Source organism: Rhizobium sp. LjRoot30 (assembly GCF_964253915.1).
GTDB lineage: Bacteria > Pseudomonadota > Alphaproteobacteria > Rhizobiales > Rhizobiaceae > Metarhizobium.
Genome location: NZ_CAXUSG020000009.1, coordinates 48216 through 60821, shown reverse-complemented (window position 1 = coordinate 60821; position 12606 = coordinate 48216). Strand labels below are relative to the sequence as shown.

Annotated in this window: 11 protein-coding genes; 8 read left to right on the top strand and 3 right to left on the bottom strand. The window is 61.8% G+C overall.

What is annotated here, in order from left to right; all coding sequences use genetic code 11:
* The first annotated feature begins 97 nt into the window (after positions 1-97).
* From ACSQ3I_RS18320 to xdhC, 4 genes are all read left to right on the top strand, one after another.
* The gene (locus ACSQ3I_RS18320) at positions 98-874 is read left to right on the top strand and encodes a 3-hydroxybutyrate dehydrogenase (protein WP_436001323.1); all 777 of its coding nucleotides are present in this window, start codon (positions 98-100) and stop codon (positions 872-874) included.
* Between the two features lie 33 nt (positions 875-907).
* A complete protein-coding gene (xdhA, locus tag ACSQ3I_RS18315; RefSeq protein WP_436001321.1) occupies positions 908-2374 on the top strand; it encodes a xanthine dehydrogenase small subunit in 1467 nt (488 codons plus the stop codon).
* A 232-nt stretch (positions 2375-2606) separates the two neighbouring features.
* The gene (gene xdhB, locus ACSQ3I_RS18310; RefSeq protein WP_436001319.1) at positions 2607-4946 is read left to right on the top strand and encodes a xanthine dehydrogenase molybdopterin binding subunit; all 2340 of its coding nucleotides are present in this window, start codon (positions 2607-2609) and stop codon (positions 4944-4946) included.
* Positions 4947-5100: 154 nt separating this feature from the next.
* Positions 5101-5916, top strand: a complete 816-nt coding sequence (gene xdhC, locus ACSQ3I_RS18305; protein ID WP_436001317.1) for a xanthine dehydrogenase accessory protein XdhC — start codon at positions 5101-5103, stop codon at positions 5914-5916.
* A 31-nt stretch (positions 5917-5947) separates the two neighbouring features.
* Here the strand turns inward: xdhC and ACSQ3I_RS18300 are convergent, their stop codons facing one another.
* Positions 5948-6247, bottom strand: a complete 300-nt coding sequence (locus tag ACSQ3I_RS18300; RefSeq protein WP_436001315.1) for a hypothetical protein — start codon at positions 6245-6247, stop codon at positions 5948-5950.
* Between the two features lie 2 nt (positions 6248-6249).
* Between ACSQ3I_RS18300 and ACSQ3I_RS18295 the strand changes: the two genes are divergently transcribed.
* Complete coding sequence (locus tag ACSQ3I_RS18295) at positions 6250-7137, top strand: LysR substrate-binding domain-containing protein (protein WP_436001313.1); 888 nt, start codon at positions 6250-6252, stop codon at positions 7135-7137.
* Between the two features lie 258 nt (positions 7138-7395).
* Positions 7396-8991, top strand: coding sequence for an EAL domain-containing protein (locus ACSQ3I_RS18290; RefSeq protein WP_436001311.1), 1596 nt, complete (start codon positions 7396-7398; stop codon positions 8989-8991).
* A gap of 78 nt (positions 8992-9069) precedes the next feature.
* On the opposite strand, the gene ACSQ3I_RS18285 is transcribed toward ACSQ3I_RS18290, so the two are convergent.
* Complete coding sequence (locus tag ACSQ3I_RS18285) at positions 9070-9402, bottom strand: hypothetical protein (RefSeq protein WP_436001309.1); 333 nt, start codon at positions 9400-9402, stop codon at positions 9070-9072.
* Between the two features lie 258 nt (positions 9403-9660).
* Here ACSQ3I_RS18285 and puuD point away from each other — a divergent pair, with 258 nt between their 5' ends.
* Together puuD and guaD are read left to right on the top strand one after the other, a co-directional pair.
* A complete protein-coding gene (gene puuD, locus ACSQ3I_RS18280) occupies positions 9661-10899 on the top strand; it encodes a urate hydroxylase PuuD (protein ID WP_436001307.1) in 1239 nt (412 codons plus the stop codon).
* Positions 10896-12209: a guanine deaminase gene (guaD, locus tag ACSQ3I_RS18275; RefSeq protein WP_436001305.1), complete on the top strand. Its 1314-nt coding sequence runs from the start codon at positions 10896-10898 to the stop codon at positions 12207-12209. Before puuD ends, guaD begins: the two co-directional genes overlap by 4 nt.
* A 28-nt stretch (positions 12210-12237) precedes the next feature.
* Here guaD and ACSQ3I_RS18270 read toward each other — a convergent pair whose 3' ends face one another.
* Complete coding sequence (locus ACSQ3I_RS18270) at positions 12238-12582, bottom strand: VOC family protein (protein WP_436001303.1); 345 nt, start codon at positions 12580-12582, stop codon at positions 12238-12240.
* Positions 12583-12606: the final 24 nt, after the last annotated feature.

The window sequence follows — 12606 nt, the reverse complement described above, 5'->3', positions numbered from 1 at the left end:
CCCAAATACGCAATTGCCAGACCGCCGGGTTTGGGCATAACCTGCCCTGTCTTTTGCAGCGCAACAGAACGCTGATTCACACGGGATGGAGCATATCATGACGAAAACGGTCGTCGTAACCGGATCCACCAGCGGCATCGGCCTTGCCATCGCCTCCGCCTTCGCCGCCGACGGCGCCAACGTCGTGCTCAACGGTTTCGGCTCGGCCGATGAAATCGACGCCGTTGTCCGCAAGGTGCAGGGCCTTGGGCAGAACAAGGTCATCTATCATCCGGCCGACATGACCAAGCCGGCCGAGATTGCCGACCTGATCGCCACCGCCCACAAGACTTTCGGCGGCGTCGACGTGCTGGTCAACAATGCCGGCATCCAGCATGTGGAAAAGATCGAGGATTTCCCCATCGAGAAGTGGGACCAGATCATCGCCATCAACCTCTCCTCCTCCTTCCACACCATGCGGGCGGCGATCCCGCTGATGAAGGAGAAGAAACATGGCCGCATCATCAACATCGCTTCCGCCCACGGCCTCGTCGCCTCGCCGTTCAAGGCGGCCTATGTCGCCGCTAAGCATGGCATCATGGGGCTGACCAAGACCGCGGCCTTGGAACTGGCGGAATTCGGGATTACAGTGAACGCCATATGCCCCGGCTATGTGCTGACGCCGCTTGTAGAAAAGCAGATCCCCGACACGGCGCGCGCCCGCGGCATCAGCGAGGCGCAGGTGAAGTCCGACGTCATGCTGAAATTCCAGCCGACCAAGGAATTCGTCGCCGTCGAGGACGTCGCCTCGACCGCGTTTTTCCTGGCCAGCGACGCCGCCAAGCAAATCACCGGCACCCACATCTCCATTGACGGGGGCTGGACGGCGCAATAAGCTGATAAAAAACAAAAGGATAATGGGAACTTCATGACAGAGAGCATTCGCTTCATCCTCAATGGCGAAGACGTGTCGCTGACCTCAGTCCGGCCGACCGAGACGCTTCTCGACTATCTTCGCCTGAAGCGGCGGCTGACCGGCACGAAAGAAGGATGTGCGGAAGGCGATTGCGGCGCCTGCACGGTGCTCGTCGGGCGCCTGCTCGACGGCATGCTGCAGTATGAAAGCGTCAATGCCTGCATCCGTTTCGTCGGTTCGCTGCACGGCACGCATGTGGTCACCGTCGAGCATCTGGCCGGTCCCGACGGCATGCTGCACCCGATCCAGCAGGCGATGGTCGACTGTCACGGCTCGCAATGCGGCTTCTGCACGCCGGGTTTCGTCATGTCTCTCTACGGCCTGTGGCTGTCCACGGAAAAACCCGACCGCAACACCATCGAGAAGGCGCTGCAGGGCAATCTCTGTCGATGCACCGGCTACGAGCCGATTGTGCGCGCCGCCGAGCAGGTGAGTGCTGCCCGCCCCAGCGCCATCTTCGATCCGCTGGAGCGCAACCGCACCGAGATCATGGCCCGCCTCTGGGCACTGCAAACCGGCGAAACGATCACCATCGAGGACAACGGCGAACGGCTGATCATTCCCGGCTCAGCCTCTGCTCTGGCTGGGATTCTGGCGGAAGAACCGACAGCCACCCTCGTCGCCGGCTCCACCGATGTCGGCCTGTGGGTGACGAAGCAGATGCGGCCGCTGAACCCGGTCGTCTTCATCAACGGCATCAACGAACTGCAGACCATCCAGCGTGGCGAGCGCGGCCTGACCATCGGCGCCGGCGTCACCTATTCGCAGGCGATGGCCGTGCTGGCGGAAACCGTTCCCGCCTTTGCCGGGCTTGTGAACCGCATCGGCGGCGAGCAGGTGCGCAACATGGGCACCATCGGCGGCAACATCGCCAACGGCTCGCCGATCGGCGACACGCCGCCGCCGCTGATCGCGCTCGGCGCCAGCGTCAACCTGCGCTCGCGCGGCGGTTCGCGCATGGTGCCGCTCGACATCTTCTTCATCGCCTATGGCAAGCAGGACCGCCGGCCGGACGAATTCGTCGAAAGCATCTTCGTACCGCTGCCGGAAGAGGGAACGCGGCTTGCCGTCTACAAGATCACCAAGCGCCGCGATGAGGATATCACCGCCGTCTGCGGCGCCTTCAACCTGACACTCGGCGAGGACGGCACCGTCCGCACCGTCCGCATCGCCTACGGCGGCATGGCGGCGACGCCGAAGCGGGCGCTCTCCGTCGAGGCGGCACTGCGCGGCAAGGTGTGGACGGAAGAGACGGTCATCGCCGCGCAAGGTGAATACGACCGCGACTTCAAGCCGCTGACCGACTGGCGCGCCAGCGCGGAATACCGGCAGTTGACCGCCAAGAACCTGTTGTTGCGGTTCTTCCTGGAAACCTCGGGCGCCCCGCAGGAATTGAAGCGTTTCGAGGAGGTGGCGTGATGGTGGCTTTTTCTCAGCGCTCGACAATGCCCCTCATCCGCCTGCGCCCCTCGCAAGCGCTGGCGGCAAGCTCCCACTTCTCTCCAGCGGGGAGAAGTGCCGAGCGGATGCGAGGCGATGAGGGGGTCTTCGCCGCAAACTCGGAGCAAGCCGGCCCCCTCCTCCGGCGCTTCGCACCACCTTCTCCCCGAGGAGAAAAGGGGAACACGCCACATCACGAGGGAGAACGATAATGGACACCTCGACCTTCGAAAAGAAGACCGACATCAACGGCCGCATGCATGTGTCGCTGAAACATGATTCCGCGCACAAGCACGTCACCGGTGCCGCGGAATATATCGACGACATTCCGGAAACGGCCGGCACGCTGCACGGCGCGCTCGGCCTGTCCACATGCGCGCACGGCGCAATCCTGTCGATGGATCTCGATGCCGTGAGGACGGCGCCCGGCGTGGTCTGGGTGATCACCGGCAAGGACGTTCCCGGCGTCAACGACGTGTCCCCCAGCGGCCGCCACGACGAACCGCTGCTCGCCGTCACCGACGTGCAGTTCCACGGCCAGCCGATCTTTGCCGTCATCGCCGAAACCCGCGATGCCGCCCGCCGCGCCGCGCGGCTGGCGAAGATCGAATACAAGCCCCTGCCCCATTGGAGCGATATCGACGGCGCGCTCGCCAACGAGGCGCCGCTGGTCACCGAACCGATGACGCTGCTGCGCGGCGATCCGCAGACGGAGATCACCAAGCCGCCCTATCGCCTCAAAGGGCAGATGCGCATTGGCGGGCAGGAGCATTTTTATCTCGAAGGCCACATCGCCATGGCCATTCCGGGTGAGGACGACGAGGTCACCGTCTGGTCCTCCACCCAGCATCCGAGCGAAGTGCAGCATATGGTCGGCCATGTGCTCGGCATTCCCGCCAACGCGGTGACGGTACAGACACGGCGCATGGGCGGCGGCTTCGGCGGCAAGGAAACCCAGGGCAACCAGTTTGCAGCCCTTGCCGCCCTCGCCGCCAAGAAGTTGAAGCGGGCGGTGAAATTCCGCCCCGACCGCGACGAAGACATGGTCATGACCGGCAAGCGGCACGACTTCCTCGTCGATTACGACGTCGCCTACGACGAGCGCGGCCGCATCCATGCGGTCGATGCCACTTTTGCGGCGCGCTGCGGTTATTCCTCCGACCTGTCCGGCCCGGTCACCGACCGCGCCCTGTTCCATGCCGACAGTTCCTATTTCTATCCGCATGTGCGGCTGACATCGAAGCCGTTGAAGACGCATACCGTCTCCAACACCGCCTTCCGCGGTTTTGGCGGGCCGCAGGGCATGCTCGGCGGCGAACGCATCATCGAAGAGATCGCCTACGCCGTCGGTCGCGATCCTCTGGAGATCCGCAAGCTGAATTTTTACGGCCAGCCCGGCTCCGGCCGCGACCTGACCCCCTATCACCAGCAGGTGCAGGACAACATCATCGGCCGTGTCGTCGGCGAACTTGAGCAGTCCAGCGATTACCAGGCGCGGCGGCAAGCCATCATCGAATTCAACAAGACCAGCCGTTTCCTGCGCAAGGGCATCGCGCTGACGCCGGTGAAATTCGGCATTTCCTTCACGCTGACCGCCTTCAACCAGGCCGGAGCGCTGGTGCACGTCTATAACGACGGCTCGATCCACCTGAACCACGGCGGCACAGAGATGGGCCAGGGCCTCAACACCAAGGTCGCCCAGGTCGTCGCCGACTGCTTCCAGGTGGATATCGAGCGGGTGAAGATCACCGCGACGACGACGGCGAAGGTGCCGAACACCTCGGCCACCGCCGCATCCTCCGGCTCGGACCTCAACGGCATGGCCGCCTACGACGCCGCCCGGCAGATCAAGGAGCGGCTGGTCGATTTTGCCGCCCGTAGTTACAACGTGCCGAAGGAAGAGGTGGAGTTCCTGCCGAACCGCGTGCGCGCCGGCAGTGAAATCGTGCCGTTCGACACGCTGGTATCGCGCGCCTATTTCGACCGCGTCCAGCTTTCGGCCGCCGGCTTCTACAAGACGCCGAAGATCCATTGGGACCGCAAGGCTGGCCGCGGCCATCCCTTCTACTATTTCTCCTATGGCGCCAGTTGCTCGGAAGTCACCATCGACACGCTGACCGGCGAATATCTGATCGACCGCACAGACATCCTCCACGACGTCGGCAAATCGCTCAACCCGGCCATCGACATCGGCCAGGTCGAAGGCGCCTTCGTGCAGGGCATGGGCTGGCTGACGACGGAAGAGCTCTGGTGGGACGACAAGGGCCGGCTGCGCACCCACGCCCCGTCCACCTACAAGATCCCGCTCGCCTCCGACCGCCCGAAGATCTTCAACGTCAGGCTGGCGGAATGGTCGGAGAATGCCGAGGCAACCATCGGCCGCTCCAAGGCGGTCGGCGAGCCGCCGTTCATGCTGGCCATCTCGGTGCTGGAAGCGCTCTCCATGGCCGTCGCCAGCGTCGCGGACTACCGCTTCTGCCCAAGGCTCGATGCGCCGGCGACGCCGGAACGGGTGCTGATGGCGGTGGAGCGGCTGAAAGGACTGGCATGACGGCGAGCCGGGGCCGGACAGCCCCGTTGCCTTGCGGAGACGCTGCATGTCGCGTGGGAAGGCACTTTCCTCCCCCTTTTACCCGGCGGGGAGAAGGGGACACGCCATCCTTATCCGACAACGCCTCCGGCAGGAGCATTTCCGGTCGCCACCCATGACCGGCCTGACGCCCGGCGGCTTTCTCGCTCGCCACCCTGTGAGCATGCTCGTCGATCTTGCCGAAACGAAGGGCTCGACGCCGCGGGAAGCCGGTACGTTCATGCTGGTTTCGGCAAATGCGCTGTGGGGCACGATCGGCGGCGGCCAGTTCGAATTCATCGCCATCGAGCACGCCCGCGCCATGCTTGCCGGTGAATTCCGGGAAGCCACGCTCGATGTCCCCCTGGGTCCCGAAATCGGCCAATGCTGCGGCGGCCGCACGCTGCTGCGCTTCCGGCCGGTGGACGCAAGTGTTGCAACCGAGATCGACAGGCGGCTCAGAACCGAGGAAGAGGCGTGGCCGACGGTCTATCTCTTCGGTGCCGGCCATGTCGGCAAGGCGATCGCCGCAGCCCTCGATCCATTGCCGCTATCCGTCACCGTTCTGGAAACCCGGCTGGAAGAACTTGCCGGCCTGCCGGCCGGCGTCGAGCTGCGCCACGTCGCCATGCCCGAGGCAACGATTGCCGATCTGCCCGAAGGAAGCGCGGTGCTGATCGTCACCCACGACCACGCGCTGGATTTCCTGATCGCGCGCGAGGCCCTGGCACGGCGCGATCTGGCCTATATCGGCATGATCGGCTCGGCGACCAAACGCGCCACCTTCGCGCATTGGCTGAACCGCGAGGGCGGAGAAAAATCCTGGCTCGACCGCCTGGTGCTGCCGATTGGCGGAAACGCGGTCAAGGACAAGCGACCGGCGGTGATTGCCGCCCTGGTCGCAGCGGAGTTGCTGGTCGCCCTGCATATGTTTCGAACAGCGGTTCGATAGAGGTAACGGAACGGCATCCGTTCGCCGTTCATCAACTCCAGAATCCGCTTTTCGGGCAGGACCGCGGTTCACGCCCGTCGAGCAGCCCGACGTCCCGTTTCCAGGCGTCCGGCATCATCTCGACATCGATGCTTTCGCTCGATCCGACAAGACGGCGCGCCAGGCGCTTGAACAGCCGAAAGCGCCAGCCGGCGCCTGATTTTTTCCATGAAGACATTTTGGCCTCCCACGGGAAAGACCCGTTTTCATCTTGTGTATCTGGGTCTAAAATGCCTTCAAAATCAGCGGTTATCCAATCGAATAACCGCCTGTATGGATCAAGAGAACTCATCCATGAAAATGTCCAGGCAGCTTCCCCTGAATGCGATCCGCGTCTTCGAAGCCGCAGCGCGCTACGGCAGTTTCACCAAGGCGGGTGAGGAACTGGGCCTGACCCAGACGGCCGTCAGCTACCAGATCAAGCTGCTGGAAGATCATATCGGAGAGCCGCTTTTCCTGCGCCGCCCGCGCCAGGTGACGCTGACGGACATCGGCGAACGGCTGGCGCCGAGGGTCAGCGAGGCCTTCGGCCAGCTGCAGGACGCGTTGAGCGCCGTCATGGAAGCGTCCGGCGACATGCTGGCGATCCACTCGACGGCGACCTTCGCGCAGCAATGGTTTTCCCGCCATCTCGGCGCCTTCCAGCTTCGCCATCCCACCATCGCCGTGCGGCTGATCAGTTCGGCATCGATGGTGGATTTCACCCGCGAAGTCGCCGACGTCGCCATCCGTTGGGGGCACGGCGACTGGCCGGGGCTTTCTGCACACCGCATCATGCAGCTCGACTTCACGCCGATGCTCAGTCCGAAGCTGCTGGAAGCCTCCGGCGGCCTCGAAAAACCCGAGGATCTGTTAAAACTGTCGATCATCAGTGCCGGCGATCCGTGGTGGCAACAATGGTTCGCCGCCACAGGTGTCGAGAATCCCGATCTCGGCCGTTTTCCCCGCAATGAATTCGGCACCCAACTTCTCGATGCCGGCATCGCCATGGCCGGACAAGGGGTCGCCATCCTCAATCCCGGTCATTTCCAGGAGGACATTGCCGCCGGCCGCCTCTGCCAACCTTTCGACATTCTCTGCAATGACGGGCGCGACTATTGGCTTGCCTATCCGGAGAGCCGGCGCAACGTTCCGAAAATCAAGGCGTTTCGCAACTGGCTCCTGTCGGAAATGGCCGTCTAGCGCCAGCATGACGGACTTGAATGACATCTCCGAACATGGTCGAATTTCAGCGCTTGTCTTTCTTCTGACGGCAGCTTGACAACACGATCTTCGGGCGGGAAGGTTTTGTCGCTGAAAATAAACGGAAAAATCCGCCAATTTGCCGCAGGCGCTGTTCTGGAAACGAGATTTTAAGCTCGCAAGGATAGTGATGTTCGTGAATTTGTTCAGGGTTAGCGTATGAACTCGCCGAGAAATCCCAAACAGAACCAGCGTCCAATGGCCGTATTTTATGGTTTTGCGGCTGGTCTGGGCGTTTTTTTAGTCGTCTGGTGGACGGTTTTCTCGATCGAGAAAGCCGCCGTGCGCACGAGCGTGGAGACCCTGCTGCATCTGGCGACCCAGATCATGAGCGAGCGCAATGCCGTTTTCCAGAAACTCAAGGAAATCCCGGTAGCGAGCTGCAACGACCAGACGCTGTCCACCCTCAGGGCGAACCTGGTCAGCAACCGTCAGGTCGGCGACATCGTGGTCTTTGCACCGGACACGAACACAATTCGATGTTCGGCAGTTGCCGGACTGCTGAGTTCGTCAGTCGAGATTACCGGTGAATCCGCCCTCAACCCCAAATACCCTGGTCGAAAGACTTGGCTTGAGGTTGAACTGAATTTCCTCCCGGCGGGCCAGCTTTATCATCTGGTCAGGGAGCGGGACTTCGGATTGGTGTTGTTTCCCGCAAGCCTGCGGGGGGTGATGGGCGATCTCCGATGGTCGTTGATAACCGTCAATGCTAAAAACGAGTTTCTAGCCCCCGCATATGGCGATGCCACGCTGTACGACGAGTTCATCAAATCGCAACAAGCACGGCTGGGCACCTCAGCACTGGTAATGTCTTGCGCTCACGCCAGTGGCAGTATCTGCGTCATCGGCAAGCGCAGTTTCACGGAGATCTGGCAGCGAAACATACTGGGCTGCATCCTCGGCTTGCTTTTTTCCACCTCGGTAGCGATCGCCGTCTTCCTCCTTGTCTCCGAGCACTCCAAGGCGCGTTCGAGTGAAAAGGGACGCGTGTTGCGGTCTCTGGCGCTCCGCAGATACGAAAACTTTCGTTGCGTTTATCAGCCGATCGTCTGCCTCCGAAGCGGAGCGACCGTCGGCTGCGAAGTATTGGCGCGCTTCGAGGATGAAATCGGCCCGCTGCCTCCGAATGTATTCGTCCCGCTGATCAGCGCCGGCGGCTCCACATGGAAGTTCACGGAAATCATTGTCACCAGAACCCTCCGGGAGCTTTCGCGCCTCGACTGTCCGCCCGGATTTCGTGTTGCCTTCAATTTCTATCCGAAAGACCTCGAACACGACCAGCTCGAGAAGATCAAAGGCTGCGCCGGTTTCAGAGAACTGAGGCAGCGTGGCTTTCAACTCGTTTGCGAAATTCTCGAGACCGGGATTGGCGAGATGGTTTCGAGCGAAGAAACGATCACCTACCTGAAAAGCTTCGGGTTCAAGATCGCCATTGACGATTTCGGGACCGGAACGTCCAATCTGAAGCAATTGAAGGAGATACGGCCCGACTACCTCAAGATCGACAAATCCTTCGTCGATGATATCGGAGAAAGTGACGGCTCCTACAAGGGGTCCATGATCCCTCATATCATTGCCATTGCGAAGGAAATCGGCACGGAGGTGGTTGTGGAAGGTGTCGAGACACCGATGCAGGCCGATGCCTTGACCGGGCTCGGCGCCGAATTCGCGCAGGGCTATTATTACGCCAGGCCCCTCAGCTTCGAAGACCTCCAGGCGCGCATGGCGGCAGACCGCCAACAAAGCGCAAGTTTTTCTTCCAATCTGCACATCCTGCCCGGGCTGGTCGGCTGACGGCTGGCGCGCTCCACGCGCAACAACCTGCCGGACAAGACAAGCCGTACGACATGCATCTGCCAGCCTCGCAAGAACTCAGAAACCCATGTCCGGCGCATAGAAGCAACGCGGCGTGTTTTCATCTGGGAACAGGCAAAGGTGATATTCGCCATCCTGTGATCGCCGGGCGTCACCTTGCTTCAGGTTGAAGATATGGCGACGGGTTACCAGCCGATGGCCGCCGGGCGTCAACTGAACCACAAACCCGCTGGGCGTGATCTTGACGCTGCGCGTCGGGATCATCTGGCAATCGCCGTTGTGGCTGTTTCCGTTGCAGCAAAACGCTTCATACTTCCAGCCCGTCTGGGCTTCGTGGGCTTGGACGCAGGACGCAAACGCAATCATCACAAGGGTCAGAACAGAGCGCATGGCATATTCTCCGTTGATGAAAGCATCAGCGGCAAACCGGATGACATGCCGGTTTGCCGGCCAATCGCATCATTATTTTAGCATATACTGATGTATCAGGCTAATCCCGAATTGTTGCAATGCAAAAATTACAGGTGAGCTGGAGACGCGCCGAGACGGCAAGAGGCCTTTTCCGCCGTGTACAGCGGCGATTTACCCTTCCCTGCCTTTGATTTTTTTCGCAAAGTGCCGAGTCGGGAGAGAGCAAAGGGGACAGGAATGTATGAATTCGCCATAGCCTGGGAATGGCTCGCTTTCGCCGTGCGCTGGTTGCACGTCATCACGGCGATCGCCTGGATCGGCTCTTCCTTCTATTTCATCGCACTGGATCTCGGCCTGGTGAAACGGCCGCATCTGCCGCCGGGCGCCTATGGCGAGGAGTGGCAGGTCCATGGTGGCGGTTTTTACCACATCCAAAAATATCTGGTGGCGCCTGCCAGCATGCCGGAGCACCTGACCTGGTTCAAATGGGAATCCTATGCCACCTGGCTGTCGGGCTTTGCCATGCTCTGTCTGGTCTATTACGGCGGCGCCGATCTCTTCCTCATCGACCGGCATGTGCTCGACATCAGCCAGACCACGGCGATCGTGCTCTCGCTCGCCTCGCTCGGTCTCGGCTGGATCATCTACGACCTGCTTTGCAAGTCGCCGCTCGGCAAGAACCTCTGGGGCCTGATGCTGGTGCTTTACGTGGCGCTGGTTGCCATGGCCTGGGGCTATACGCAGATCTTCTCCGGCCGCGCTGCCTTCCTGCATCTCGGCGCCTTCACGGCGACGATCATGTCGGCCAACGTCTTCTTCATCATCATTCCCAACCAGAAAATCGTCGTCGCCGACCTGATCGCCGGCCGCACGCCGGATCCGAAATACGGCTTCATCGCCAAGCAGCGCTCGCTGCACAACAACTACCTGACGCTGCCCGTCATCTTCTTCATGCTGTCGAACCACTATCCGCTGGCCTTCGCCACCGCCTTCAACTGGGTGATCGCGGCGCTGGTGTTCCTGATGGGCGTCACCATCCGCCACTGGTTCAACACCACCCACGCCCGAAAAGGCCGGCCGACCTGGACATGGGCGGCGACGGTGATCCTGTTCATCATCATCATCTGGCTCTCGACGGTTCCGAAAATCCTGACCGGCGAACAGGAAACGGCCATCGCCCCGACCTTCCAGAAATTTGCCGCTAACAGCCACTTCCCGGCTGCCAAAGACATCGTGCTCAGCCGCTGCTCGATGTGCCACGCTGCCGAACCCGTCTGGGACGGCATATTGCGCGCACCCAAGGGCGTCGTGCTGGAAGCTGACGGAGAGATTGCCGCACATGCTCGCGAAATCTACCTGCAGGCCGGGCGCAGCCACGCCATGCCGCCCGGCAATCTGACCGAGATCACGCCGGAGGAACGCAAGCTGCTGGTCGCCTGGTTCGAAAACAGCGTGACCGAAGGATCGGCGCAATGACCATGACCCTGCTGCGCGGTCGCCTGCTCTCCTTCAAGCGCGCGCCGGAAAGCCTCGCCGATGCCGCCAGCTACGACTACATCGAGGACGGCGGCCTGCTGGTCGACGACGGCAAGATCGCCGCAAAAGGCGATTATGCCGCTATCAAGGCGACCGCGCCCGCCGATACCGTCGAGATTGACCACCGGCCGCACCTCATCCTGCCGGGCTTCATCGACATGCATCTGCATTTCCCGCAGATGCAGGTGATCGGCTCCTATGCCGCCAATCTGCTGGAATGGCTGAACACCTACACATTTCCGGAGGAATGCCGTTTCGTCGAAAGCGCGCATGCGGAACGCATCGCCACGCATTTCTTCGGCGAGTTGATCCGCCACGGCACGACGACGGCGGTGGCCTACTGCTCGGTGCACAAGGCCTCCGCCGACGCCTTCTTCGCCGAAAGCCTGCGCCGTAACCTCTGCATGGTCGCCGGCAAGGTGATGATGGACCGCAACGCCCCGCAAGGCCTGCTCGATACGCCGGAAACGGGTTACGACGAGACCCGGCAGATCATCGCCGAATGGCACGGCAAGGGCCGCAACCACGTCGCCATCACCCCGCGCTTCGCCATCACCTCGACCCCGGCGCAGATGGAGGCGGCACAGGCGCTGGCGCGGGAATTCCCCGACCTGCACATCCAGACGCATCTTTCGGAAAACACCGACGAGATCGACTACACCTGCTCGCTCTACCCCGAGGCCATCGACTATACCGACATCTACGCCCGTTACGGCCTGCTCGGTCGCAAGACGCTGCTCGGCCACGCCATCCACCTCTCCGACCGCGAGGCCGATGCCCTGAGCGACGCCAGCTCCATTGCCGTGCATTGCCCGACCTCCAACCTCTTCCTGGGCTCCGGCCTCTTCCCGATGAAGAAGCTCATGCGCCGGGAAAAACCGGTGCGCATCGCCGTCGCCACCGATATCGGCGGCGGCTCCAGCTATTCCATGCTGCGGACGATGGACGAGGCCTACAAGATCCAGCAATTGCAAGGCGAAAGGCTGAACCCGCTCGAAAGTTTCTACCTGATGACGCGCGGCAATGCCGAAGCGCTGGCGCTCGACGACCGCATCGGCACGCTGGCTCCCGGCTCCGACGCCGACCTCGTCGTGCTCGATGCCGCCGCCACGCCGGCCATGGCGCTGAAGATGGAAGTGGTGAAGACGCTCGCCGAAGAACTGTTCCTGCTGCAGACGATGGGCGATGACCGGGCGATTGCAGAAACCTATGTGGCGGGCAAGGCGGCGAAGAGCACGCTTCGCACCTGAATGACGGAGCCGGCTCTTCGCGACGAGATCATCCTCGACCCGGCTGCGCCAGGACAACCAGATTGCCGTCAGGGTCGTTGAGACGCATGATCGTCGTGTAGTCGGCTGTCTCGATCTCTGCGGTTTTCACTCCGCCTGCCCCCAGCCGCTCTTGCTCGCTGCGGATGTCGTCCACGAGCAGGGTCAGCGTGCCGCTGCCCGCTTGCTGCGGATTTTCGTAGAGCTGGAAGCCCGCCTCGCGGCCATGATGCCATTCCGCCAATCCCTGCATTGGCCGGGCATCGGGCTGACGGGCGAACAAGGTGGAGAACCAGGCCGTACTGGCCCCGAGATCGGAACAGTTGAGTTGCGCATAAATTGCCGTCAATGCCATCGTCGTCTCCTTTCCCGGTCTTTA

Coding starts and splice junctions, on each gene's coding strand:
- ACSQ3I_RS18320 (WP_436001323.1), top strand. CDS start 98: ATGACGAAAACGGTCGTCGTAACCGGATCCACCAGCGGCATCGGCCTT.
- xdhA (WP_436001321.1), top strand. CDS start 908: ATGACAGAGAGCATTCGCTTCATCCTCAATGGCGAAGACGTGTCGCTG.
- xdhB (WP_436001319.1), top strand. CDS start 2,607: ATGGACACCTCGACCTTCGAAAAGAAGACCGACATCAACGGCCGCATG.
- xdhC (WP_436001317.1), top strand. CDS start 5,101: ATGACCGGCCTGACGCCCGGCGGCTTTCTCGCTCGCCACCCTGTGAGC.
- ACSQ3I_RS18300 (WP_436001315.1), bottom strand. CDS start 6,247: ATGAGTTCTCTTGATCCATACAGGCGGTTATTCGATTGGATAACCGCT.
- ACSQ3I_RS18295 (WP_436001313.1), top strand. CDS start 6,250: ATGAAAATGTCCAGGCAGCTTCCCCTGAATGCGATCCGCGTCTTCGAA.
- ACSQ3I_RS18290 (WP_436001311.1), top strand. CDS start 7,396: ATGGCCGTATTTTATGGTTTTGCGGCTGGTCTGGGCGTTTTTTTAGTC.
- ACSQ3I_RS18285 (WP_436001309.1), bottom strand. CDS start 9,402: ATGCGCTCTGTTCTGACCCTTGTGATGATTGCGTTTGCGTCCTGCGTC.
- puuD (WP_436001307.1), top strand. CDS start 9,661: ATGTATGAATTCGCCATAGCCTGGGAATGGCTCGCTTTCGCCGTGCGC.
- guaD (WP_436001305.1), top strand. CDS start 10,896: ATGACCATGACCCTGCTGCGCGGTCGCCTGCTCTCCTTCAAGCGCGCG.
- ACSQ3I_RS18270 (WP_436001303.1), bottom strand. CDS start 12,582: ATGGCATTGACGGCAATTTATGCGCAACTCAACTGTTCCGATCTCGGG.